Source organism: Shinella sp. WSJ-2 (assembly GCF_003432075.1).
GTDB lineage: Bacteria > Pseudomonadota > Alphaproteobacteria > Rhizobiales > Rhizobiaceae > Shinella.
Genome location: NZ_QWBU01000003.1, coordinates 59,803 through 83,774 on the forward strand (window position 1 = coordinate 59,803; position 23,972 = coordinate 83,774).

Sequence of the window (23,972 nt, forward strand, 5' to 3'; positions counted from 1 at the left end):
AGGGTTTGATGGGAATGATGCGACATATTCGGGTGCATGCCGGACTTCTCGGCCTCATTGGCGGAAGCCTTCTCCTCACCGGTTGCATGGGCCCGACCTATGGCACGAGCAAGTCCTCCGGCGAACAGCTGCTGGACGATATCGGCAATGCCGTGATGATCCAGACGCCGGATGCCGATGCCGCCAAGAAAATCCGCTACCAGCCGCGCGGCGCGCTCGTCGTGCCGGGCAACAAGGAAGCGCTGGTCACGCCGCAGCAGTCCGTCGCCAGCAAGGACAATGCCGGCTGGATCGAGAGCCCGGAAGACATGCGCGACCGCCTGCGCGCCGAGGCCGACGAGAACAAGGACAACAGCCACTACCGTTCGCCGCTCGCCTCGCAGTCGACCACGAACCACAACCTGACGACCGCCCAGCAGACCGCCGCCTATCGTGAGGGCCGCCGCATCCAGCAGGGCGCCTATTCCGACAAGCGCCGCTATCTGAGCGATCCGCCGCTGGATTACCGCCGTATGCCCGAAGAGGCTCAGGCCGATCTCGGCGAACCGGAAAAGGTCAAGGAACGCCGCCGCAAGAAGGAGGCGAAAGCCGCCAAGCAGACCGGTTCCAAGTGGTGGCCGTTCTAAGATCATGACCGCCTATCGTATCCGTCCTGCGGTCGCGGCCGATGCCGCGATCATCCTGCGTTTCATTCGCGAACTCGCCGATTACGAAAATGCGCTGCACGAAGTCGCCGCGACGGAAGAGAGCGTTGCGTCCTCTCTGTTCGGCGAAGGCTCGATCAGCCGCGCGGCGATCTGCGAGACCGTCGATGGCGATCCGGCGGGCTCCGCCGTCTGGTTCAAGACCTATTCCACCTGGCAGTCGAAGAACGGTCTTTATCTCGAAGACCTCTATGTCACGCCCGCCCATCGCGGCGGCGGCGTCGGCAAGATGCTGCTGCGCCATCTTGCGCGCACGGCAATCGAGGAAGGCTGCGGCCGTTTCGAGTGGAGTGTGCTCGACTGGAACGAACCGGCGATCCGCGTCTATGACGCGATCGGTGCCGAGCCGCATCCGGAATGGCTGCGCTATCGCCTGTGGGGCGACAAGCTGAAGGCCTTTGCCGAAGGTTGACTACCGCCTCCCAGCAAAGAAATCCCTGAGAATATCGGCGGCCTCCGTGCCGCTCAGGCCGGAGTAGACATCCGGCGCGTGATGGCAGGTCGGCTGTGCGAAGAACCGCACGCCGCTTTCCACCGCGCCGCCCTTGGGATCATCGGCGCCATAATAGAGCCGGCGGATGCGGGCGAAGGAAATCGCGGCGGCGCAGAGCGTGCAGGGCTCCAGCGTCACGTAGAGATCTGCCCCTGTCAGCCGCTCCTGGCCGAGTTTTTTCGCGGCTTCGCGGATGACGGCGACCTCGGCATGAGCTGTCACGTCGTTTTCCGCGCGGGTGCGGTTTCCGGCCTGCGCGATGATCTCGCCATTCAGCACCAGCACCGCGCCGACGGGCACTTCACCGCGCTCGCCTGCGGCGCGTGCCTCGGCCAAAGCGGTCTCCATGAAGCGATTTGTCATTGACGACACGAATTCCTCTTAACCCCGGACGCCTGACCTGATAGGACACGGCAAAACGCAGGCAGCACAAATGACATTCAAAGACAAGCCGAAACGGCCGGGCGGCAAGCCCGCGGGCCGCGATTCCAAGCCGCGTGGCGCCGCATCGGCGGCCGCGGGCAAGAAACCCTTTGCAGCCGGCAAGAAGCCGGGAGCGAAGCCTTTCACCGAAAAATCCGGGCCGCGCGATGCAAGGCCGGCCCGTGCGGCCAAGCCCGCGCCGCAGATATCGGCCAGCGCCGAGCTGGCGCCCGAGCGCATTTCCAAGCTGCTCGCCCGCGCAGGCGTCGCCTCGCGCCGCGATATCGAGCGCATGATCATGGAAGGCCGCGTCAGCGTGAACGGCACCGTGCTGGAGACGCCCGTCGTCAACGTGACGTTTGCCGACCGCATCGAAGTGGACGGCATGCCGATCCGCGGCATCGAGCGCACGCGCCTCTGGCTCTACCACAAGCCGGCCGGCCTGGTGACGACCAATGCCGATCCGGAGGGCCGCCCGACCGTCTTCGAAAACCTGCCCGAAGACCTGCCGCGCGTCATGTCCATCGGCCGCCTTGACATCAACACTGAAGGCCTGCTGCTTTTGACCAATGACGGTGGTCTCGCCCGCATGCTCGAACTGCCGACGACCGGCTGGCTGCGCCGCTACCGCGTGCGCGCCCATGGCAAGATCGAGCAGGCCGATCTCGACAAGCTGAAGGAAGGCGTCGCCGTCGACGGCGTGCTCTATGGCGCGATCGAAGCGACGCTCGACAAGACGCAAGGCTCCAATGTCTGGATCACCATGGGTCTGCGCGAAGGCAAGAACCGCGAGATCAAGAACGTGCTCGGCGCGCTCGGCCTCGACGTGAACCGCCTGATCCGCATTTCCTACGGCCCGTTCCAGCTCGGCGAGCTGCCCGAGGGCCATGCCCAGGAAGTGCGCGGCCGCACGCTGCGCGACCAGCTCGGCCCCCGCCTCATCGAGGAAGCCAAGGCCAATTTCGACGCCCCGCTCTTCGACCACAAGGGTGGCGACGAGGACGAGGCACCGGCGAAGAAGACCCGCGAGACGGCCGCACGTCCGGCCCGCGACGAGAAGCCTGGCGACCGCCGCGAGCAGGCCCGCGCCCGTCTCGACACCAAGCGCGACGACCGTTTCGGCGACAAGCCGCGCAGTGGTGGCCGTGACCGCGGTTTTGGCGACAAGCCCCGCGGTGACCGCGATTTCCGCGATCGCGACGAAGGCAACCGTTTCGACGCCAAGCCGAAGCACGAGCCGGCGGCGCGTGCCCGCAAGTCCAATGTCTGGATGGCGCCCGGCGCGCGTCCGGTCGCTGAAAAGAAGGCGGAGACTGAGGAGACGGTAAAGCGCGAGCCGCGCGAACGTCCCGAAGGCGCGCCGAAGACCAAGCGTTACGGCCGCACCGCCGATGGCGCGCAGACCCGTTCGGCCAAGAAATTCGATCCCGATCGCAAGGGACCTGCCCGCGGCCGTTCCGGCGGCGACAAGGTCGAGAAGCCGCGTATCCTGAAGACGCGCGACGAGGATGGCGAGTGGATTCGCGCCAGCGAGACGGAAGGCCGTGACGAAGGTCGCGGCGGCTTCGGCCGCCAGCGCTCTGGCGCCGGCGACGACCGTGCGCCCCGCAGTTTCGGTGACCGTCCGCCGCGTGGCGACCGTTCCTTTGGGGATCGCAAGCCGCGCGCGGAAGGCGAGCGCGCCTATGGCGACCGTCCGGCGCGCGGTGACCGCAAGCCCCGCGCCGAGGGGGAACGTTCCTTCGGAGATCGTCCGCCCCGTCGTGATGGTGGCAAGTCGTTCGGTGCGAAGCCGGGCGGCGGCAAGCCGGGCGGTGGAAAATCCTTTGGCGGCAAGCCGGGTGGGCGTCCCACCGGTGGCAAGCCGGCCGGCGGCCGTCCGCGCGGCAAGGGAAAGTAAACGAGCGTGCGGATCGTCGGCGGAGAGTTTCGCGGCCGTTCGCTCGCGACGCCGAAGTCGGATGATATCCGGCCGACGACGGACCGCACGCGCGAAAGCCTGTTCAACATCCTGAACCATGCCTATCCCGAGGCGCTCGACGGCACGCGCGTGCTCGATCTCTTCGCGGGCACCGGCGCCGTCGGCCTTGAGGCGCTGTCGCGCGGGGCACGCGCCGTGCTCTTCGTCGAGCAGGGCGTCGAGGGCAGGGGGCTCCTGCATTCCAATATCGAAAGCCTTGGCGTGATTGGCCGCGCCAAGATTTTTCGCCGCGATGCAACCGCGCTCGGCACCGTCGGCACGATGGAGCCGTTCGATTTCCTCTTCGCCGATCCGCCCTATGCCAAGGGTCTCGGCGAAAAGGCGCTGGATGCGGCGGCGCGCGGCGGCTGGCTCGTCGATGGCGCCCTTGCGATCCTCGAAGAGCGCGCCGATATTCAGCCCGTTGCCGTCGATGGTTTCGACCATCTCGAAGTCAGGACCTTCGGCGATACACGCATGCATTTCTACCGCTACCGCTCCAGCTGATCTGCCTTTGAGGAGACTTGAGCGATGACCGATGCCCTCGTTTCCCGCCCCGCCTCTGAAAACAACGGCCCGACGGTTGCCATCGCCCTTGGCGGCGGCGGTGCGCGCGGACTTGCCCATATCCATGTCATCGAGGTGCTGGACGAACTCGGTATCCGCCCGGTGCTGATCGCAGGCGCCTCCATCGGCGCCATCATGGGTGTGGCGATGGCGGCAGGCATGACGGGCCGCGAGATCCGCGAGCACACGCTGGCGACCATCGGCCGTCCCGGCCAGATCATGAACCGGCTCTGGAGCCTGCGCCCGTCAGGCCTTTCGGAAATGGTAGCCGGCGGTTTCCGCATGGGTCAGTTCAATCTGGAGCGCGTGCTGAAGGTCTTCCTGCCCGATCGCCTGCCGCACACATTCGAAGAGCTGCCGATCCCGCTCAAGGTGATCACGGCGGATTATTACGCCCAGTGCGAATGCGTGCTGGAGAGCGGTCCGCTCCTGCCGGCCGTCGCGGCCTCCGCAGCCTTGCCTGCTATCTTCCGTCCCGTCGTGATCGGCGGGCGGGTGATGATCGATGGCGGCCTGTGGAACCCGGTGCCCTTCGATCATCTCGCCGGCAAGGCGGATATCACCATCGGCGTCGACGTGGTCGGCCAGCCGCCGGCCGGCACGGCGGAGGTGCCCGGCAGCATCGACAGCCTTTACGGCGCCACCCAACTCACCATGCGCTCAATCGTGACGTTGAAACTCGAAAAGGGCGCCCCCGACATCTTCCTGCGCCCCGATGTCGGCCGCTTCCGCGTGATGGATTTCGCAAAGGCCGAAGAGGTGCTGGCAGCCTCGGCGGACATTCGCGATGAGTTGAAGCGGGCGCTCAGCGAACGGCTTTTTGCACGCGGTTAGGCGCTTTCTTCCTCGTCCGCCTCCGCTTGCGCCTTCTTTTTGGGTTTCACCAGCGGCTCCGGCTTCACCGGTTTCGAATGCAGCATATGCCGCCCCGCCGAAATCCCCTCGGCGGCCTGCAATTCCAGCCGGGCCACGTCGCGGCGGCGGATGTCGTCGCTGATGGCGAGCGCATCGTCCGGCTCCACGCCCAGCTCCTCCAGCGTTTCCTTGCCGAAGACGAGGGCGGATTCGAAGGTTTCGCGCACGTCGTGCTGCACGCCGCGGGCGCGTAGCGAGAGCGTGTGGATACGGTCGTAGGAGCGGGCAAAAACGGTGGCGTTGGGATATTCCGACTGTACGAGATCGACGATATGGTCGGTCGTCGCCTTGCCCTGCGTGCAGATCGCGACGATCTTGGCGCGCTCGATGCCAGCGGCGCGCAGCACGTCCTTGCGAGTGCCGTCACCGAAATAGATGCGGAAGCCGAAGTTCGCCGCCTGACGCACGCGGTCCGTCGAATGGTCGATGACCGTCACCTCTCGCCCGCCGGCGAGAAGGATCTGTGCGGCAATCTGGCCGAAGCGCGAGAAGCCGATCATCAGCACGTCGGCACCCGCGCCTTCGAAATCCTCTTCGATCTCTTCCTCCAGATCCTCGACCAGCAGGAAGCGCGACAGGGCGGCGGCGATCGGCGTCAGCGCCATGGAGATGGTGACGACGGCAATCAGCAGCGAGGCGAGGCCGCCGGAGAAGATGCCGGCGGCCGAGGCGGCGCTGAACAGCACGAAACCGAATTCACCGCCCTGCGGCAGCACGAGCGCGATACGCACCGCATCATTGTGCGGCGAGCCGGTGAAGCGGCAGAGGCCGTAAACGACGAGGCTCTTCACGAGCATCAGCGCCGGTGTGGCGACGAGGATGAGCAGCCAGCGGTCGAAGATCACGTCGAGATGCAGCGACAGGCCGACGGCCATGAAGAACAGCCCGAGCAGGATACCGCGGAAAGGCTCCACATCGGCCTGAAGCTCGTGGCGATAGGAGGAATCGGCCAGCAGCACGCCGGCGAGAAAGGCGCCCATGGCCATGGAGAGACCGGCCATTTGCAAGAGCATGGCGGCGGCGAGCACGACGAAGAGGGCGGCGGCGATCATCGCCTCGCGCGCGCCAGTGCGCGCGATGATCTGGAACAGCGGGTTGAGCAGATAGCGGCCGGCGGCAAGAAGGGCTGCGATGGCCGCCAGCGCGACCATGAAATCCTCGAAGGCGCTCGTCGTGTCCTCCGGCGCCTGCTCGGCGAGAAGCGGGATCAGCGCCAAGAGCGGCACGATGGCGAGGTCCTGCAGCAGCAGCATGGAAAAGGCGCGCTGGCCATAGCGCGTGTTGGTGTCGCCGCGCTCGTCGAGGATCTGCATGGCAAAGGCGGTCGAGGAGAGCGCGAGGCCGAAGCCGATGATCAGCGCGCCGTCCCATTGTTCGATGCCCGTCGCCAGGGTCAGGCCCGCCAGAATAAGACCTGTCACGATGACCTGCGCCGCGCCGAGCCCGAAGATATCGTGACGCATCGCCCAGAGGCGCGAAGGCTTCAATTCAAGGCCGATGAGGAAGAGCAGGAAGACGACGCCGAGTTCGGCGACGCCCAAAAGCTCCTCGCCGTCGCGAATCTGGTGCAGGATCGGGCCGATCACCACGCCGGCCGCGAGATAGCCGAGAATCGTGCCAAGCCCCAGCCGTTTGAAGATCGGCGCGGCGAGCAGGGCACCCCCGAGCATCAGGAGGACCTCGTTATAGGGGCTGTGGGTATAGGCCATGCGGCAAGCTTTCTCAGGAAGGGCACAGGGTGGAAAGGCAAAAAACAACGCTCGCCCTTGATGCCTGTGTCGGCGCACAATAAATGGGGCATCAAAGAAAGGCCAAGTCATGTCACAGACGATCGATTCCGCAAGCCTTCTCGCGCGCGCCGGTGAACTTATCGACCGCGCCATCAAGGCGGGGGCGGATGCGGCCGATGCCGTTGTGGTCCGTGGGCGCTCCTCCTCGGTCAGCGTGCGGCTCGGCAAGGTTGAAGGCACGGAGGCCTCCGAGAGCGACGACTTTTCGCTGCGCGTCTTCGTCGGCAAGCGTGTCGCCAGCGTCTCGGCCAATCCCGGATTCGACCTCAAGGTGCTCGCAGAGCGCGCCGTCGCCATGGCCAAGGCCTCGCCGGAAGACCCCTATGCGACCCTTGCGGCCGAAAGCGACCTGGCGAAGGACTGGCCGGACCTCGATCTCTACGACCCGACCGAAGTCTCCGCCGATCAGCTGAGCGAAGCGGCGCTTGCTGCGGAGGCTGCGGCGCTTGCAGTCTCCGGCATCACCAATTCCGGCGGCGCCGGGGCATCGGCCGGCATGGGCGGGCTGGTGCTCGCCACCTCGCACGGTTTTTCCGGCGCCTACAGCGCCAGCCGCTTCGGCCGTTCCGTCAGCGTCATCGCCGGCGAAGGCACGAAGATGGAGCGCGACTACGATTTCGATTCTACCCTCTATTTCGCCGAGCTCCGCGATGCCGGAGAAATCGGCCGCGAGGCGGCGGCACGCGCCGTGCGCCGCATCAATCCGCGCCAGGTGCCGACGGCCAAGAATGTCACCGTCGTCTACGATCCGCGCGTCGCACGCGGCATTGCCGGCCATATCGCCGGCGCCATCAACGGCGCCTCCGTCGCCCGCAAGACCAGCTTCCTGCGCGACCGCATGGGCCAGCAGGTGCTGAAATCGGGCCTTTCCGTCACCGACGATCCGCTGATCGTGCGTGGCTCCTCGTCGCGTCCCTTCGACGGCGAAGGCATTACAGGCAAGCGCCTCGCCATGATCGAGGACGGCGTGCTGCAGCACTGGTTCCTCTCCACCTCCACCGCCAACGAGCTTGGTCTCAAGACCAATGGCCGCGGCGTGCGCGGCGGCACCTCGGTCAATCCGGCCTCGACCAATCTTGCGCTGGAGCCGGGCGATATCTCGCCAGAGGACCTGATCCGCTCCGTCGGCAACGGCTTTTACGTCACCGAGCTGATCGGCCAGGGCGTCAATATGGTGACGGGCGAATACAGCCGGGGCGCCTCGGGCTACTGGATCGAGAACGGAGAGCTGACCTTCGCCGTCTCGGAAGTGACGATCGCCTCGAACCTTGCCGACATGTTCCTGCGCATAACGCCGGCCAACGATATCGACCGCTCGTTCGGCGTCGCGGCCCCGACGCTGGCGATCGAGGGCATGACGCTGGCCGGGACGTGAGACATGGCCGACGCCACCCCATGGACAGCCGATCTTGACCTCCTCGTCGGTGCCGCGCGCCTTGCCGGTGCGCGCGCGCTCGATTTCTTCCGCAAGGGGCCGGAGGTGTGGTGGAAAAACGGTGGCCGCTCGCCGGTGAGTGCCGCCGATTTCGCGGCCAACGATATCCTCAAGAAGGAACTGCTCTCCGCCCGGCCGAATTACGGCTGGCTTTCGGAAGAGACGGATGACGATGCCAACAGGCTCGGTTGCGAGACGGTCTTCGTCATCGACCCGATCGACGGCACCCGCGCCTTCATCGCCGGCAAGGACATCTGGTGCGTCAGCGCCGCCGTCGTGCACAAGGGACGCCCCGTTGCGGGTGTGCTCTTTGCCCCGTCGCTCGACGAGGTTTTCACGGCGGCTGAAAACGGCCCGGCGCTGAAGAACGGCAAGCCGATTGCTGCGACCGAGCCCGATGCCGCCCGCCCGACGCGGGTCGCCGCACCCGAGGACATGGCGCACGACCTGCAAGGCCACATGGACGGTGGCGTGCACCGCATCTCGCATGTGCCCTCGCTCGCCTATCGGCTTGCCATGGTGGCGGACGGGCGGATCGATGCGACGCTGGTGAAGCGCAATGCGCATGACTGGGATCTGGCGGCGGCCGATCTCATCCTGGCGCGGGCCGGCGGCGGGCTTGTGACGCTCGATGGCGCCCCGCTTTCCTACAACCGGCCGGTCGTCAGCCACGACACGCTGTGCGCGTCCGGTTTGTCCCGGCTTTCCGGGCTTGTCGCGGCCTCCCGGCACCTTGCCGGCCATTGACCTTTGGTGCGGAATACCGCAAACCGTCTGCCGAAATCGGCACAATGAGCACGTTCAGAAAAGGGGAAACTGGTTTTCCGTCTGGACGTGCGCAAGAACAAAATGAGAGAAACATGACCGACTCGAAAGAACCCAAACAGCTTCTTCATCTCGTTTTTGGCGGCGAGCTGACGACCCTCACCGATCTGCAGTTCCGCGATCTCGACAAGCTCGATATCGTCGGAATCTTCCCCGACTATGCCAGCGCGCTCGCCGCCTGGAAGTCGAAGGCGCAGCAGACCGTCGACAACGCGCATATGCGTTATTTCATCGTGCATATGCACCGCCTGCTGGATCCGCAGCAGGGCTGAGACGCGTTTTCGCCATTGTTCCGCGCGATGTGCGGTCGCGCTGAACCGAGGAGCCTGACCTCCATGACCCCGAACTTCCCGAAAGCCACAGCCAAGGTATCCAGCCCCAAGGTGCGCACCCGATGAGCAGACGGCTCGCCCGTGCAGCATTGTCGCTCTACCGCTGGGGTGGCGTCGCGCTCTATCCGATCGTCGGCCCCTACCTTGCCTACCGCATCGCGAAGGGCAAGGAGGAGCGGTCGCGCCGCCGCGAGCGCTACGGCTTCGGCAGCGTTCCGCGCCCCTCCGGCCCGCTTGTCTGGTTCCATGCGGCAAGTGTGGGCGAAACGCTCGCCATCGTGCCGCTGGTCAAGGAGGTGCGCCGCCGCGGCATCGCGGTGCTGCTCACCACGGGCACGATCACCTCGGCGAAGGTCGTCAAGGAACGGCTTGGCGCCGATGTCATCCATCAATATGTGCCGCTCGACATGAAGCCGGCGATCAGCCGTTTCCTGGAGTATTGGCATCCCGACCTCGCCATCATGGCGGAGTCTGAAATCTGGCCAACCACTATCCTGGAACTCGGCAAGCGCCATATCCCACAGGTGCTGGTCAACGGCCGGATTTCGGATCGCTCCTTCCCGCGCTGGAAGCGGCGTATGTCGTTCGCCGATGCGATCTTCGAGAATTTCGCGCTGGTCATTGCCCAGTCGGAAACCGATGCGGAGCGATTTCGCACGCTCGGCGCCCTGCCGGTCCTGGTCTCGGGCAACCTGAAGGTCGATACGGACGCGCCGCCGGCCGATCCTGCCGTGCTGAAATCCTATCGCGACCAGATCAAGGGGCGTCCCACCTGGGCGGCGATCTCGACTTTCGAGGGCGAGGAGGCAGCGGCCGGCAATGTGCACCGCGCGCTCAAGGAGCGTTCGCCGGGTCTGCTCACCATCATCGTGCCGCGCCATCCCGAGCGTGGCGATGCCATCGCCGACATGCTGACGGCGCGCGGGTTGAAGGTCGCACGGCGGACACGCGGTGACGCGCTGGCATCGGACACGGATGTCTTTCTCGGTGATACGATCGGCGAAATGGGGCTTTACCTGCGCATGACCGAAATCGCCTTTGTCGGCCGCTCGCTGACCGCCGAGGGCGGGCAGAACCCGTTGGAGCCGGCGATGCTTGGCTGCGCGGTGCTGTCGGGCGGCAATGTGCAGAATTTCCGCGAGGCCTACCAGCAGCTTGCCCGCAACGGCAGCGCCAAGATGGTGCGCGACGTGGAAATGTTGGCCAAGGGTGTGCACTATCTCCTGACCAACGAGGCGATGCGCAGGCAGATGATCGATGCAGGGCAGGAGACCGTGCAGGAGATGCGCGGCGCGCTGAAGGCCACGATCAAGGGCCTCGAACCCTATATCAATCCCCTCACCGTGAAGGCGCGGCTGCATCCGCGCCAGACGTCCTGAAAGGACTGGGCAGCATGACGAAGGCAGCGACGATATCAGGCATTCTCTTCGACAAGGATGGTACGCTGCTGGACTATGCCAAGAGCTGGATCCCGGTGAATTACGAACTCGCCCGCATCGCCGCCGCCGGTGACGCGGACCTGTCGCGCAAGCTCCTGATCGCGGGCGGCATGGACCCGGATACCGGCTATGTCACGCCGGACAGTCTGCTTGCCGCAGGCAACACGGTGGAGATCGCCGAAGGCTTCGTCGGTGCCGGCGCACCCTTTACCATCGAGGCCCTGACCGAACTGTTCGACGGCCTCTTCGCCAAATCCTCGGAACTTGCCGTCGCCGTGACGGACCTTGCCGATTTCTTCGCCACCTTGCATGCCCGCGGCTACTGGCTCGGCGTCGCCTCTTCCGACAACGAGGCCTCGATACGTGCGACCGCCAAGCGCTTCGGTTTCGACGGCTACCTGCATTATGTCGCCGGCTATGACAGCGGCTACGGCGTCAAGCCGGAGCCCGGCATGGTGCTCGGCTTCTGCGCCGCGACCGGGCTCGAGCCGCACCAGATCGCCATGGTCGGCGACAACAACCACGACCTCCACATGGGCCGCAGCGCCGGCACCGGCCTTACCATCGCGGTGCTGACCGGCACGGGCTCGCGGGAATCACTCTCCGCCGCCTCCGACTATTGCCTTAACGATATCACCGAACTCGTGCCGCTCTTCCCGGAAGCCGCGGTCGCGCGCCCGGCGGCGTGAGCGGTCTTTCTGCCCGTTTGAAACCGTCCTGCGCTCCCCGGCGGTTGATTTTCGCCGCCGTCTCGCGTTTTCTGCGCGTGGACCGGGCCGGGATGCTCGTGGGGAGTTGCAATGGTAAGTGAAGCGCCGCCGTTCTGGTGGACGAAGGCGGACTGGCGCGCCTATGCGCTGTGGCCGGTGTCGCGCCTCTATGGGCTGATCGCCGGAAGGCGCATGCGCAACGGCCGCCGCGCCGAGGTGCCGGTGCCGGTCATCTGCGTTGGCAACTTTACCGTCGGCGGGGCCGGCAAGACGCCCACGGCCATCGCACTGGCTCGCGCGGCCAAGGCACGCGGCCTGAAACCCGGTTTCCTCTCGCGCGGCTATGGCGGCTCGCTCGACATCACCACCGTCGTCGATCCGCACCACCACCGCGCGCGCGCCGTCGGCGACGAGCCCTTGCTGCTCGCCCGCGAGGCGCTGACCGTCATTTCCCGCAAGCGCGTGAAAGGCGCGATGAAGCTGGTGGAAGAAGGCGCCGACCTGATCATCATGGATGATGGCTTCCAGAGCGCCCGGTTGACCTTCGACTATGCGCTCGTCGTCATCGACACGCGCCGCGGCATCGGCAACGGTTATCTCGTCCCGAGTGGTCCGGTGCGCGCACCGATTGGTGAGCAGATGCGCCAGGCGAATGCGTTGCTGGCCATCGGCAATGGCGATGCCGCCGACCCGCTGATCCGCCAGGCGGCGCGCGCCGGCAAGGCGATCCATTCGGCGACGCTCGTCACCGTCGGCGCCGAGGATCTCCGGGATCGGGTCGTCATGGCCTGGTCGGGTATCGCCGACAACGAAAAGTTCTTCCGCACGGTGGGCGAGACGGGCGCGCATCTCTATGTGTCGCGCAGCTTTCCCGATCATCATTATCTCAGCGATGACGAGGTCGAGGACCTGCTCGATCATGCGCTGGCGCATGACTACCAGCTCGTCACCACGGCCAAGGACAGCGTACGCCTAGCCGGCGGCCATGGCCGCTCGGAGGAGTTGAAGGAGAAGAGCCGGGTGATCGAGGTGGAAATCCGCTTCGACGACCCGAAGGGGCCGGATGCGATCATCGACGCGGCAATCGCCAGCGCCCGGAAGCGCAAGCTGCACCGGTTGGCGGAAAAGGATAAGGCTTAACGCTTCTGGTTCGGCAACGCGCCGGCGCGCTTTTCGGCGTCAAGCGAGGCGGCGCAGCTGGCATAGGCTTCCTGCCGCGCCACGCTCCAGTAGCGCAGTTCGTCGACGGGGATCGTCTCGCCGGTCATGGCGCAGGTGACATGCGAGCCCGGCATCAGGATCTGGAAATCGCCGTCGAGATAGCGGATCTTCGCTTCCCGGCTGCCGCCGCGGCCTTCAAAACGGTTCATCATCGATTTCAGTATCCGTCTCATGTGATGCCTATGCCATATCGCGGCGAAGGCCAAAATTCCAGTGCTTTCCGGTTCAGCTTCGGCCGAACAGCCGCTCGATGTCGGAAAGCTTCAGCTCGATATAGGTCGGCCGGCCGTGGTTGCACTGGCCGGAGCCGGGCGTCGCCTCCATCTGGCGCAGCAGCGCGTTCATCTCCTCCGGCCGCATGCGCCTGCCGGAGCGCACCGAACCGTGGCAGGCCATGGTCGCGGCGAGATAGTCGAGCTTGGCTTTCAGCCCGCTTGCCGTGTCCCATTCGGCAAGCTCGTCGGCCAGCTGGCGGATGAGGCCAGCCGCATCCATCTCACCGAGCATGGCCGGCGTCTCGCGCACCGCAATCGCCCCCGGCCCGAAGCGCTCGATGCCGAGGCCAAGCCTGGCGAATTCGTCGGCATGGGCGACCAGCCGGTCGCAATCGTCCTCCGGCAGGTCGACGATCTCGGGGATCAGCAGAGCCTGCGCCGGCACGGCGCGCGCATGCAGCGCATTGCGCATCGCTTCGAAGACGAGGCGTTCATGCGCCGCGTGCTGGTCGACGATCACGAGGCCGTTTTCCGTTTGCGCGATGATGTAATTCTCATGCAGCTGCGCGCGGGCCGCCCCGAGAGGATGGTTCTGCGGCTGCTCTTCTTCGCGGGTGGGGGAGGCTTGTGTGAAAACCGGTTCGCTGCGGGCGGAGGGGCTGGCGAATTCGGCGAAGCCCGCCTGCTGTTCGCGGAAGGATGTTGCCGGTGCCGCTGCGTGAGCGAAAGGCCGGTAGGGCGAGGCGGACGGGGTCCAGGGCGTGGACGGCCGCTGCGCTTCGGGCCGGAAGGCGCGCATCAGGCCGGCGGCGCCTGTCGTGGAGGCGCGGTCGCCTTCGCGGGCGAGCGCTTCGCGGATCGCACCGATGATCAGGCCGCGCACCAGGCCGGGATCGCGGAAGCGCACGTCGGATTTCGCCGGATGCACGTTGACGTCGACCAGCGCCGGATCGATGTCGATGGCGAGCACCGCGACGGGGTAGCGCCCGTGCGGAATGGTCTCGGCATAGGCGGCGCGCAGCGCCGACCAGATCAGCTTGTCCTGCACCGGCCGCCCGTTGACGAAGGCGAACTGGTTGAGGCTGTTGCCGCGGTTGAAGGTCGGCACGCCGGCAAAGCCGGTCAGCCGCACGCCTTCGCGCTCGGCCTCGATCTCGATGGCATTGTCGCGGAAATCGCGGCCGAGCACCTGCGCGATGCGGGCAAGCCGGTCCGTCCCGGTCGCCGGGAATTCCAGCGTCGTGCGGTCGGAGCCGGAGAGAACGAAACGCACATGCGGGAAGGCGATCGCCATGCGCCGCACCACGTCCGAGATCGCCGAGGCCTCGGCCTTCTCGCTCTTCAGGAATTTCAGGCGGGCGGGCGTCGCGAAGAACAGGTCGCGCACTTCCACCACGGTGCCGCGGTTGGCCGCCGCCGGACGCACCGGCTCCACCTTTCCGCCGGTCACGCTGATCTCCGCCCCTTCGCCGGCCTCGGCCGTGCGGCTCAAGAGCGTAAGCCGCGCCACCGAGCCGATCGAGGGCAGGGCTTCGCCACGGAAACCCAGCGTGCGGATGTCGGTGAGATCCTGGTCGAGCTTGGAAGTGCAGTGCCGGCGGATCGCAAGTTCCAGATCGGCAGGCCCCATGCCGCCACCATTGTCGGTGACGCGCAGCAGCGTCTTGCCGCCGCCGGCCGTGGCGATCTCGATGCGTGTCGCCCCGGCATCCAGCGCATTCTCGATCAGCTCCTTGGCGGCGCTCGCCGGGCGTTCGATCACTTCGCCGGCGGCGATCTGGTTGATGAGGGTTTCGGAAAGCTGCCTGATGGTCATGCCGCCATTTTCGCGGATTCGCCGCCGTCCCGCCAGTGGCCGCCGCCGCTTATCCCGGCTCATCCCGCATAACCGGCTGAAATCGTTTAATCAGGCTTTAATAAAATGCTGCGAACGTGCATCTGCGCTTGTATGACCGCAAGCTTGCCGGGGTCTCCCGGTGGACGATTTCAGCGTCGCTGGCCGCTGTCATTCCCGATGTCCCAAGGCGTTTGCGCGCCGTTCAGCATGTTCACGGGAATGCCAGACAGGCGAGGACTGCCACATGAATGATGTAGCGTCGTCAGACGCGCACATCCGGCTGGGAATGCTCGAGGCCGTGTGCGATACCCTCGCCGCCGCCGTGATCGTCTATGACAAGAACGATTGCCTCGTCTTCGCCAGCCGCCAGGTCCTGCGCTATTTTCCCATTCATGCCGATACGCTGAAACCCGGCACGCGCCTGCGCGACGTGCTCGGCGCGATCTTCGATACCGGCGTTCGCTACGGCATTCCCCCGGAACAGCGCCACAAGGCGGTCAACCGCGAGGAATGGGTTTCCACGCAGATTTCCGTGCACTGGCGCGAACAATATGATGCGGTTGAACGGCTGAGCCGCGACCGCTGGCTGCATTTCCGCAAGCGCCGCCTGCCGAACGGCTACAACGTCACCACATTGGTCGATGTCTCCGAGCAGAAGAAGCAGGAAGAGCAGTGGCGCTCCGATCTCGACCGCATCGCGCTGACGGAAGCGATCCTCGAGACGCTGCCGTCGCCCGTCATCGTCAAGGATCGCAACCTCGCCTATATTGCGGCCAACAAGGCCTTCTGCACCATCTACAACGCCACGCCTGAGGGCATTCTCGGCCGCACGGTGTGGGATCTGGCGGATGCGGAAAACGCCGAGCGTATCGAGCGCAGCGACCGCCACGTGCTGGAGACGGGCGAGCCTTTTCTGCTGCCCGAGCACGTCATCCGCGCGGACGGATCCGATCTCTACATCCTGACCCGCAAGCACCGCATCGGCGCGCCGGGTCATCACGTCGTCGTGACGATCATGGACGATGTGACGGCGCTGGTCGCCGGTGGCGGCGCTGCGACCGACGGCGAGGACGCTTTTTTGCGCGTAGCGGGCGGCTTCGTCGAAGGGCAGAACTGCTTCGATCCGGTGCGCGATGCCGAACGCCGTCTTCTGCTGGAACAGCTCGGCGCGGACGACCTGCGCGGCGTGCCCGCTAAGCGCGTGCTGGTCGCCACGACCAACACGCGCATCGAGGACATTCTCGTCGGCGAGTTCAAAGCACGTGGCGGCGATTGCTGCGCGGTGCGCAGCCGCCATGAATTCGAGAGCTTCCTGGCGCTCGCCGCAAAGCACGACGTTGCAATCGATCTCATCATTCTCGACGACAATATGCCGGATCACGAGGCTATGGCCGGCAACAGCCATGGCATCGCCACGCGGACGATCACGCCCGGCGGCATCGGCCCGGATTTCATGCGCGTGCTGGTCGAGGAACATGAGCTGTTGTCGGAAAACGATTCACCGCTCGGCGACATCGTTACCCCGGTTTCTCTCTCCGACGACTGGTATATTGCGACCGATATCACCGCCATGCTGCCGGCCGCCGTGGGCGATATCGACGTGCTCGTGGCCGAAGACAACCAGATCAACCAGTTCGTCTTCTCGCAGATTCTCGAAGGCCTCGGCATCTCGCACCGCATCGCCGAGAATGGCGAGGAGGCGGTGATGCTCTGGCGCAAACATCAGCCCCGTCTCGTCTTGATGGATATCTCCATGCCCGTGATGAACGGCATCGATGCGGCCAAGGAAATCCGGCAAGCGGAGGAGCTGACCGGAACCCATACGCCCATCGTGGCCGTCACCGCCCAGGCGCTCAATGTCGACATGCAGAACTGTATGGATGCCGGCATGGACGACTACATCACCAAGCCGGTCAGCCCGGATATGATCGAAGGGATTTATCGGCGCTATGCCGCCGGGAAGCTGGAGAAGTCTGTCGCGTAGAGCATTTTGGCCAAAGCAAGGTCGCTGCGGCGTCGGAGGACCCGGAAATGCTCGAGGCAAGTTCCGCGAAAGCGGAAAGCTTTAGGTTGAGGATATCGGGTCAACTCCCCAGATTTGGGGAGGCCGGTGAGCAGGACTGACGATCGTTTGCTATGTTTTTGTTAACGGACATGGCGCATCGTGAAGCGGTCTTCGGAGGTTGAGTGCAAGTACGGGAAATCATTGATGAAGTCTGCTGATCATTCGGCCCTGGATGTTTCCCAGACTGACCTCCATGCCATGGCCTATACCGACCCGCTGACCGGGCTCGGCAATCTCTACCGCTTGCGCGACAAGGTTCGCCAGATCGCCAAGGAGCGTGAGGAGGACCCGGCTCCCTTCGCCATCGGCATTGCCAATCTCGACGGTTTCAAGCCCATCAACGATCTGTTCGGCCCGCGTGCCGGCGACGAGATCCTTTGTCAGGTCGCCCATCGCCTCAAGGCCTGCATTCCAGATGGCGCCACCGTCACGCGCCATGGCGGCGACGAGTTCGCCTTCGTGCTGCCGCTGGTCTTCGAGCGCAAGGGTGCGGAGAAGATCGGCCAGATGCTGCGCGAGGTGCTGTCCGCCCCCTTCGATCTCGGCGATCGCAACGTGCGCCTTTCGGCCTCCTTCGGCTTTGCCATTTATCCCTTTGCGGGCGAGGATTTCACGGAATTGCTGAAGAGCGCCGATACAGCGCTTTACCGTTCCAAGCGGCGCGGCCGCGGCCAGATCACCGTCTATTCGCAGGAAATCGCCCAGGAGATGAAGCGCGCGACGCAGCTCGAACAGGCGCTGCGCAATGCCATCATCGCCAATGAGGTGGACGTGCATTTCCAGCCGATCGTCAGCCTGCGCGACGATACGGTGGTCGGTTTCGAAGCGCTCGCCCGCTGGTGCGATGCCGATCTCGGTTATGTCTCGCCGGCGCTTTTCGTGCCGCTGGCCGAAGAGCGCGGCTTCATCGATGCGCTGTCCGATACGCTGCTGCGCAAGGCGGCCGAGGCGGCGCTGTCCTGGCCGAAGGAGCTGTTCCTTTCCTTCAACCTCTCATCTGCGCAGCTGATGGATCCGAAGACGGCTTTCAACACGCTCGCCATCCTCAACCGCGTCGGGCTCGACCCGCGCCGGCTGGAGCTGGAGATCACCGAAACCGCCGTCATGACGGATGCGGATACGGCCCAGAAGATCGTCGGTGAACTGCGTGCCGCCGGCGTGCGCATCTCGCTCGACGATTTCGGCACGGGCCAGTCGAGCCTCGGACGGCTGCGCGATTTCACCTTCGACAAGGTGAAGATCGACCGCGCCTTCGTCTCGCGCATCTCCAACGACAAGGCGTCAGAACACATCATCAAGGCGATCGTCGCCATGTGTGAGGGTCTCGACCTTGCGGTCGTCGCCGAGGGCATCGAGGACTTCTCCGAGGCGCTGAAGCTCAAGGCGCTCGGCTGCGGCATGGGGCAGGGCTATTTCTACGGCAAGCCGGCCGATGCCGTCGCCACCATGCGCTACCTCGCCGACCGCTACGTCACGGTCGAGGGCCGTGCCGCTTCCGCCTGAGGCGTCCCCAAATATGTCACTTCCTTAAAATTGTCGGCTTCCGCTTAGCGGGAACGAAAATACTCCCGGTTATGCTCCCAGCAGAAAGAACAATTGGGGGTTAACAGGGATGGCGACCATCAAGGACATGCCCGTCAGGGGAAACGATCGTTCCAGGGTTCGCATTTTTGCCAATGTCCAGGTCATGCACCAATCCTCGCGGGCGCGCGTCGTCGATCTCTCGCCGACCGGCATGGCCTTCGACCTGGAAAAGCCGCTCCAGGCCATGCCCGGCCAGATGGTGACGATCGAGAGCGAGGAACTCGGCCGTCTCAGCGGCACCGTGCGCTGGTACTCCAACGGCCGTCTCGGCATCCAGTACAAGCTGTCGACCAATGCGCTTGCGCAAATCACCTCCTATTTCCGCTTCTTCCACGAAGAGGTGAAACCGGTCCTGCGCCGCTAGGTCTTACAAGGTGGCCTCGCGGCTCAGCCGTCCTTCCTCCACCAGCCAGTCGCGCACGCGGCGCGCCGGGCCATTGAGTTCGCGTGAGCGCGGCCAGACGACGTAAAAGCCCTCGGTGAGTTCCAGCGAATGGCCGCCGACGGGAACGAGGGCGCCGGAGCGCACCTGACCCTCGATGAGGTGACGCCAGCCGAGCGCCACGCCTTCGCCCGCCAGCACCGCCTGGATGACCAGCACATAATCGTTGATGGCGAGCCGCCGCGCCTGCGCGGGATAACGCACGCCCGCACTTGCGAACCATTCCGGCCACTTGCAGGCCGCACGCACCGGCTCTTCCAAATGGATCAGCGGCAGTTTCAACAGCTCCTCCGGCGTCTTCGGATGCCCGCGGCTTTCCACGAAGGCGGGGCTTGCGACGGCCGTTATCACTTCCGGCGCTAGCAACGCGGCGTGGTAGCGCGGCCATTTCGCCGGGTCGCCGCCGCGGATGCCGAGCGGGATCGTCTCTTCGTCGAGATCGAGGTCGCGCACGCTGGTCTGGATTCTGAGGTCGATATCCGGCAGGTCGGCGCGCAGCTTGGCAAGCCGCGGCAGCATCCACATCGAGGCGAAGGCGGTGGAGGCCGAGAGCGTCACATTGGCCTCGCGGCCCTTGGCCCTGATATCCTCCGCCGATTTCTGGATGCGCGACAGGCCGAGCGTCACATCGGCATGGAAGCGCTCGCCGGCATCGGTCAGTTCCACGGCGCGGTGGACGCGATGGAAGAGCGCCACGCCCAGCTGTTCCTCCAGATTGCGCACCGCATAGGAGACGGCCGCCTGCGTCATGCCGAGCTCATGGGCGGCGCGCGTGAAATTCTGGTGCCGCCCGGCGGCCTCGAAGATAATGAGGCTGGAGGCGGAGGGGAGCAGGCGGCGCAAAGTTTCCATAAATCAAGCTTATCGTGTCGAACAATTTTTTCCAGCGTTACAGCGCTCTTTTTCACGCTTAGCCTCACTTCCAATTATGGAGGTCATCATGGGTGTAGCAGCAACGATCGAAGCGCCGGCACGACGGGGCAGGGGCACGCGGCGCGACAATGCCGCAAAGCCGCTGGGCGTGCCCTATATCGTGCGCGGCATCCCGACCTACGACGTGCTGTCGGAGGAAAATCTCCAGAAGGTCGAGCGTGCAGCGGACCGCATCCTTTCCGAAGTCGGCATCGAATTCCGTGATGACCCGGCCGTCATCGAGCATTGGAAACGTGCTGGCGCCAAGGTGGACGGATTGCTGGTGCGCTTCGAGCCCGGCATGCTGCGGGAGATCGTGTCCTCCGCACCGGCCGAATTCACCCAATACGCCCGCAACCCCGCCAACAATGTGCAGATCGGCGGCAAAAACGTCGTCTTCTCGCCGGCCTATGGCTCACCCTTCGTGATGGACCTCGACAAGGGCCGGCGCTACGGCACGCTGGAGGATTTCAGGAATTTCATCAAGCTCGCCCAGTCGAGCCCCTGGCTGCACCATTCCGGCGGCACGATCTGCGAGCCGGTGGATATCCCGGTCAACAAGCGCCACCTCGATATGGTTTACAGCCATATGAAATATTCTGACCGCGCCTTCATGGGCTCGATCACGGCGGAAGACCGCGCCGAGGATTCCATCGACATGGCGCGCATCCTGTTCGGCGCGGATTTCGTCGACAAGAACTGCGTCATCCTTGGCAATGTCAACGTCAACTCGCCGCTTGTCTGGGACGGCACGATGACGAAGTCGCTGCGCGCCTATGCCCGCGCCAACCAAGCCGCCGTCATCGTGCCCTTCATCCTCGGCGGTGCGATGGGACCGGTGACGAATGCCGGTGCGATTGCCCAATCCTTCGCCGAGACGCTGGCCGGCTGCGCGCTGACCCAGCTGGAGCGCAAGGGCGCGCCGGTCATTTTCGGCAACTTCCTTTCCTCCATGTCGCTGCGCTCGGGCTCGCCGACCTTCGGCACGCCGGAGCCGGCCATCGGGTCCATGGTCGTCGGCCAGTTGGCCCGCCGCCTGAACCTGCCGCTGCGCTGCGCCGGCAATTTTTCCAATTCTAAGCTGCCTGATGGGCAGGCCATGCAGGAAGGGCTGATGTCCATGCTGTCGGCCGTGCATTGCGGCGCGAACTTCATCCTGCATTCCGCCGGCTTTCTCGATGGCCTGCTGGCCATGTCCTACGAGAAGTTCGTGATGGATGCCGATCTCTGCGGCGCGCTGCATTCCTATCTCGCCGGCGTCACGGTCGATGACAACACGCTGGCGATGGATGCCTTCCTTGAAGTCGGTCCCGGCAGCCATTTCCTTGGCTGCGACCACACGATGCGCAACTACCAGACGGCCTTCTGGGATTCGACCCTTTCCGACAACGAGCCCTTCGAGAAGTGGAGCGAAGAGGGCGGCTCGACGGACATCTCGACGCGCGCCAACCGGCAATGGAAGAAAATGCTCGCCGAATATGAGGCCCCGCCGCTCGACGTGGCAATCGACGAGGCGCTGCGCGACTACATGGAGCGCAAGAAGGCCGCGATGGCCGACGCCTGGTATTGACGGCATGAAAAAACCCGGCGGCGCAGGGGGCGCCACCGGGCTGGAGGTCAGAAGACTGACGCTTATTCAGCCGGCTGGGTCGTGGCGGGAGCCGTGCCCTTGTCGGTCGTCGACGCGGTCGTCGAGTTGTCGACCGGGGTATTGGCCTGGCGTTCGGCGACCTGCTGCGACTTGGTCTTGAATTCCGGCGCAGCCTGCAGGCTTTCGGCGGTTTCCGTGGTCGTCAGCTTGACGTCATCGGAATCCGGAACCTGCGTGATCGAGATCTTCTCGAACGGAACGGCAACCCACTTTTCACCGATACCCAGGAAGCCGCCGACACCAATGATGGCAGCGTCGATACCGCCGCTCTTTTCCATGATCAGGTCGGAGATCTTGCCGATGCTCTCATCGGCGCTGTTATAGACCGCCTGACCGATATAGGTGTTGGCGCTGATCTGCTCGTCCGACTGTGCCGTCAGATAGTCGCCACCGGCGGCCGGAGCCTGGGCGGTGTCTTCCGTAGCTGTACCCGTTGCCGGGGTCTGAGCCGTATCCTCGGTCGCCGTGCCGGTGGCCGGCGTCTGGGCCGTGTCTTCAGTCGGCGTGGTGGACGGGTTGGCGGCGGTATCGCCCGGGGTCGTGCCCGTCGTAGCATCACCGGTCATGCCCGGCTGCTGCTCCATGGTCTGGGTCTGGTCTGTCGCAGGCTTGGTCGTGTCCTGCGCATAGGCCGCGGGAGCAATGGCCGCACCGAGGAAAATGGCACTGGCGGCAACGGAAGTAAGAAGCTTGTTGGTCATTTGGAACCTGCCTTTTCGTCTCTCGTTGGCATCAAGGCGCGGCAGTGTTTGAAAGGCCGTCCGCACCCGTCGATGTCTAGAAAACGACGACCTCCGGGTTTGGTTCCGATGAAAATTGCCTTCTTTTTGATCGGGTGGTACTTAAGCTATGCATAAAAAACGGCTCCGGATCGGCATATCCGGAGCCGCGGGGCTGGCCGTCGCGTGATCGAGTGCTGCCTCAAATCAAGAATTTCGGCTCGAAGCGGCCCTTGACGGCGATGCCGAGTTCGAAGGTCTTGCCGGCATGGGGATCGGCAAGCCGGGCGGCCTCATCCATGTCCGCCCAGGCCGATGTCACCAGCAGGCGGTCTGCTTTCGCGCCGATGAAGGCCGGGCAGCTGGACTGCGTGGCCGGCACGCTGTAGCGCGCGACCTTCGTGCCGTCGGGCTTGTAGACATCGACCGCACCCTGGCCCCAGCGGGCGTTCCAGATGAGGCCATCGGCATCGCAGACCGAACCGTCCACATCGCCCGGCTCGCCGGTTTGATCGGAGAGGACCTCTGGTTCCCCGGCGGGAAGGCCGGTTTTCGGATCGAGCGGCACGCGCATGATTTTGTTGACGGCGGAATCGACGAAATAGCCCGTCGCGCCATCCGGCGAGAAGCAGATGCTGTTGGGAATGGTCACATCGGCAAACAGCTTCGTCACCGTCGCGCCGGCCACGTGATAGATCGCGCCGGAATGCTTTTGCGCCGTGCGGCCCATCGTGCTGGCCCAGAGTGCGCCGGAGGGATGCACGCGGCCGTCGTTCGATCGGTTCTCGGCCTTGTCTTCCAGCTTTGCAAAAGGTGCCAGCGTACCGTCGGCAACACTTCGGATGAACAGGCCCTGATCGGAAACGATGAGCTGGCGCTCTGCATCGATGATGGCGAGCACGCTGCCCAGGAAGGGCAGGTCGTGCACGGTCTTCTTCAGGGTCGCGAGATGCAGTTCGTGCAGCTTCTGGCCCTTGATGTCGAACCAGAACGCGGTGTCGGTGGCCGGGTCATAGGTCGGACCTTCGCCGAGCTGGCAATCGACTGCGTCGAGGATGCGGCCGGTAAAGGAATGGCTGTCGGTCATCGGCTGGCTCCATAGACGGCGTCATAGGCTTCGATCGTGATCTTGGCGCGCGCCCGCACCTCGTCGGCGCCCATGCCGACCTTGTAAAGACTGGAGCCGAGGCCGAAGCTGCGGATGCCGATGGCGGCATAATCGGCAAAATTCTTTTCCGACACGCCACCGACGGCCGCGATTTCCAGCTCGGCCGGCAGCACGGCGCGAATGGCCTGGATGCCGGACGGGCCGAGCACGCTGGCGGGGAAGAATTTCAGGCCGGTCGCGCCGGCGCGCGCGGCGGCCAGCGCCTCGGTCGGCGTGAAGACGCCCGGCATCGTCACCATGCCCTTGGCGGCGGCCGTCGAGATGACGTCGGGCTCGACATTCGGGCTCACCATCAGCTTGCCGCCGACGGCGTCGAGCCTGAGCACGTCCTCCACCGTCAGCACGGTGCCGGCGCCGATCAGGCAGCCCTCCGGTGCCATCTTCGCGGCGATCTCAATCGATTGGAACGGCTCGGGCGAGTTGAGCGGGATTTCGATCGCGGTAAAGCCGGTCTCGATCAGCGCGCCGACGACGGCTTGCGTCTCGCTCGGCTTCAGGCCACGCAGGATGGCGATCAGCGGATATTTCATCGGGGGAAAGGGTATGCGGCTCATCTGTCTGCTTT

General features: G+C 64.9%; 23 protein-coding genes. 15 read left to right on the forward strand and 8 right to left on the reverse strand.

Annotated features, from left to right (window positions below):
- Window positions 1-8 precede the first annotated feature (8 nt).
- Both D0Y60_RS07915 and D0Y60_RS07920 read left to right on the forward strand, forming a co-directional pair.
- Entirely contained in the window at window positions 9-626 is a 618-nt protein-coding gene (locus D0Y60_RS07915) for a hypothetical protein (protein WP_117368585.1), read from the forward strand.
- A 4-nt stretch (window positions 627-630) separates the two neighbouring features.
- A complete protein-coding gene (locus D0Y60_RS07920) occupies window positions 631-1,116 on the forward strand; it encodes a GNAT family N-acetyltransferase (RefSeq protein ID WP_117368587.1) in 486 nt (161 codons plus the stop codon).
- Here the strand turns inward: D0Y60_RS07920 and D0Y60_RS07925 are convergent, their stop codons facing one another.
- Window positions 1,117-1,560, reverse strand: coding sequence for a nucleoside deaminase (locus D0Y60_RS07925; protein WP_117368589.1), 444 nt, complete (start codon window positions 1,558-1,560; stop codon window positions 1,117-1,119).
- 70 nt (window positions 1,561-1,630) lie between these two features.
- On the opposite strand from D0Y60_RS07925, the gene D0Y60_RS07930 reads away from it, so the two are divergent.
- The 3 genes from D0Y60_RS07930 to D0Y60_RS07940 are packed head-to-tail and all read left to right on the forward strand — an operon-like array spanning window position 1,631 to window position 4,981.
- Window positions 1,631-3,520 carry a pseudouridine synthase gene (locus tag D0Y60_RS07930; protein ID WP_117368591.1) on the forward strand — a complete coding sequence of 630 codons (1,890 nt, stop codon included), beginning with the start codon at window positions 1,631-1,633 and terminating at the stop codon, window positions 3,518-3,520.
- A 6-nt stretch (window positions 3,521-3,526) separates the two neighbouring features.
- On the forward strand, window positions 3,527-4,087 hold the full coding sequence (gene rsmD, locus D0Y60_RS07935) for a 16S rRNA (guanine(966)-N(2))-methyltransferase RsmD (RefSeq protein WP_117368593.1): 561 nt from the start codon (window positions 3,527-3,529) through the stop codon (window positions 4,085-4,087).
- 24 nt (window positions 4,088-4,111) lie between these two features.
- The gene (locus tag D0Y60_RS07940; RefSeq protein ID WP_117368595.1) at window positions 4,112-4,981 is read left to right on the forward strand and encodes a patatin-like phospholipase family protein; all 870 of its coding nucleotides are present in this window, start codon (window positions 4,112-4,114) and stop codon (window positions 4,979-4,981) included.
- Here D0Y60_RS07940 and D0Y60_RS07945 read toward each other — a convergent pair.
- The gene (locus tag D0Y60_RS07945; protein WP_245409119.1) at window positions 4,978-6,771 is read right to left on the reverse strand and encodes a monovalent cation:proton antiporter-2 (CPA2) family protein; all 1,794 of its coding nucleotides are present in this window, start codon (window positions 6,769-6,771) and stop codon (window positions 4,978-4,980) included. The genes D0Y60_RS07940 and D0Y60_RS07945 overlap by 4 nt on opposite strands.
- 109 nt (window positions 6,772-6,880) lie before the next feature.
- Here D0Y60_RS07945 and D0Y60_RS07950 point away from each other — a divergent pair, with 109 nt between their 5' ends.
- The 6 genes from D0Y60_RS07950 (at window position 6,881) to lpxK (ending at window position 12,733) form a co-directional block, all read left to right on the forward strand.
- Window positions 6,881-8,227 carry a TldD/PmbA family protein gene (locus D0Y60_RS07950; protein ID WP_117368599.1) on the forward strand — a complete coding sequence of 449 codons (1,347 nt, stop codon included), beginning with the start codon at window positions 6,881-6,883 and terminating at the stop codon, window positions 8,225-8,227.
- A 3-nt stretch (window positions 8,228-8,230) separates the two neighbouring features.
- Window positions 8,231-9,034 (forward strand): 3'(2'),5'-bisphosphate nucleotidase CysQ, encoded by an 804-nt coding sequence (locus tag D0Y60_RS07955; protein WP_117368601.1) that lies wholly within the window; start codon window positions 8,231-8,233, stop codon window positions 9,032-9,034.
- Between the two features lie 113 nt (window positions 9,035-9,147).
- Window positions 9,148-9,384, forward strand: coding sequence for a DUF4170 domain-containing protein (locus D0Y60_RS07960; RefSeq protein ID WP_117368603.1), 237 nt, complete (start codon window positions 9,148-9,150; stop codon window positions 9,382-9,384).
- 122 nt (window positions 9,385-9,506) lie between these two features.
- Window positions 9,507-10,823 carry a lipid IV(A) 3-deoxy-D-manno-octulosonic acid transferase gene (gene waaA / locus D0Y60_RS07965; RefSeq protein ID WP_117368605.1) on the forward strand — a complete coding sequence of 439 codons (1,317 nt, stop codon included), beginning with the start codon at window positions 9,507-9,509 and terminating at the stop codon, window positions 10,821-10,823.
- A 14-nt stretch (window positions 10,824-10,837) separates the two neighbouring features.
- Entirely contained in the window at window positions 10,838-11,572 is a 735-nt protein-coding gene (locus D0Y60_RS07970; RefSeq protein ID WP_117368607.1) for an HAD family hydrolase, read from the forward strand.
- A gap of 111 nt (window positions 11,573-11,683) precedes the next feature.
- Window positions 11,684-12,733, forward strand: a complete 1,050-nt coding sequence (lpxK, locus tag D0Y60_RS07975) for a tetraacyldisaccharide 4'-kinase (protein WP_117368609.1) — start codon at window positions 11,684-11,686, stop codon at window positions 12,731-12,733.
- On the opposite strand, the gene D0Y60_RS07980 is transcribed toward lpxK, so the two are convergent.
- Together D0Y60_RS07980 and mutL are read right to left on the reverse strand one after the other, a co-directional pair.
- Window positions 12,730-12,963 (reverse strand): DUF2093 domain-containing protein, encoded by a 234-nt coding sequence (locus tag D0Y60_RS07980; protein WP_199564147.1) that lies wholly within the window; start codon window positions 12,961-12,963, stop codon window positions 12,730-12,732. The two genes, lpxK and D0Y60_RS07980, sit on opposite strands and share 4 nt — an antisense overlap.
- Before the next feature lie 76 nt (window positions 12,964-13,039).
- Window positions 13,040-14,845, reverse strand: a complete 1,806-nt coding sequence (mutL, locus tag D0Y60_RS07985) for a DNA mismatch repair endonuclease MutL (protein ID WP_117368613.1) — start codon at window positions 14,843-14,845, stop codon at window positions 13,040-13,042.
- A gap of 265 nt (window positions 14,846-15,110) precedes the next feature.
- On the opposite strand from mutL, the gene D0Y60_RS07990 reads away from it, so the two are divergent.
- From D0Y60_RS07990 to D0Y60_RS08000, 3 genes are all read left to right on the forward strand, one after another.
- The gene (locus D0Y60_RS07990; protein WP_117368615.1) at window positions 15,111-16,850 is read left to right on the forward strand and encodes a response regulator; all 1,740 of its coding nucleotides are present in this window, start codon (window positions 15,111-15,113) and stop codon (window positions 16,848-16,850) included.
- Between the two features lie 225 nt (window positions 16,851-17,075).
- Complete coding sequence (locus D0Y60_RS07995; protein WP_117368617.1) at window positions 17,076-18,434, forward strand: EAL domain-containing protein; 1,359 nt, start codon at window positions 17,076-17,078, stop codon at window positions 18,432-18,434.
- Between the two features lie 109 nt (window positions 18,435-18,543).
- Window positions 18,544-18,879 (forward strand): PilZ domain-containing protein, encoded by a 336-nt coding sequence (locus tag D0Y60_RS08000; protein ID WP_117368619.1) that lies wholly within the window; start codon window positions 18,544-18,546, stop codon window positions 18,877-18,879.
- Window positions 18,880-18,882: 3 nt separating this feature from the next.
- On the opposite strand, the gene D0Y60_RS08005 is transcribed toward D0Y60_RS08000, so the two are convergent.
- Entirely contained in the window at window positions 18,883-19,809 is a 927-nt protein-coding gene (locus D0Y60_RS08005; protein WP_117368621.1) for a LysR substrate-binding domain-containing protein, read from the reverse strand.
- A gap of 76 nt (window positions 19,810-19,885) precedes the next feature.
- Between D0Y60_RS08005 and D0Y60_RS08010 the strand changes: the two genes are divergently transcribed.
- Complete coding sequence (locus tag D0Y60_RS08010; protein WP_117368623.1) at window positions 19,886-21,439, forward strand: trimethylamine methyltransferase family protein; 1,554 nt, start codon at window positions 19,886-19,888, stop codon at window positions 21,437-21,439.
- A gap of 62 nt (window positions 21,440-21,501) precedes the next feature.
- Here the strand turns inward: D0Y60_RS08010 and D0Y60_RS08015 are convergent, their stop codons facing one another.
- The 3 genes from D0Y60_RS08015 to D0Y60_RS08025 all read right to left on the reverse strand — a co-directional run bounded on the left by D0Y60_RS08015 (window position 21,502) and on the right by D0Y60_RS08025 (window position 23,961).
- The gene (locus tag D0Y60_RS08015) at window positions 21,502-22,221 is read right to left on the reverse strand and encodes a PRC-barrel domain-containing protein (protein ID WP_117368625.1); all 720 of its coding nucleotides are present in this window, start codon (window positions 22,219-22,221) and stop codon (window positions 21,502-21,504) included.
- Window positions 22,222-22,441: 220 nt separating this feature from the next.
- Window positions 22,442-23,326, reverse strand: a complete 885-nt coding sequence (locus D0Y60_RS08020) for an SMP-30/gluconolactonase/LRE family protein (RefSeq protein ID WP_117368627.1) — start codon at window positions 23,324-23,326, stop codon at window positions 22,442-22,444.
- Window positions 23,323-23,961 carry a 2-dehydro-3-deoxy-6-phosphogalactonate aldolase gene (locus D0Y60_RS08025; RefSeq protein WP_117368629.1) on the reverse strand — a complete coding sequence of 213 codons (639 nt, stop codon included), beginning with the start codon at window positions 23,959-23,961 and terminating at the stop codon, window positions 23,323-23,325. Before D0Y60_RS08025 ends, D0Y60_RS08020 begins: the two co-directional genes overlap by 4 nt.
- Window positions 23,962-23,972 lie beyond the last annotated feature (11 nt).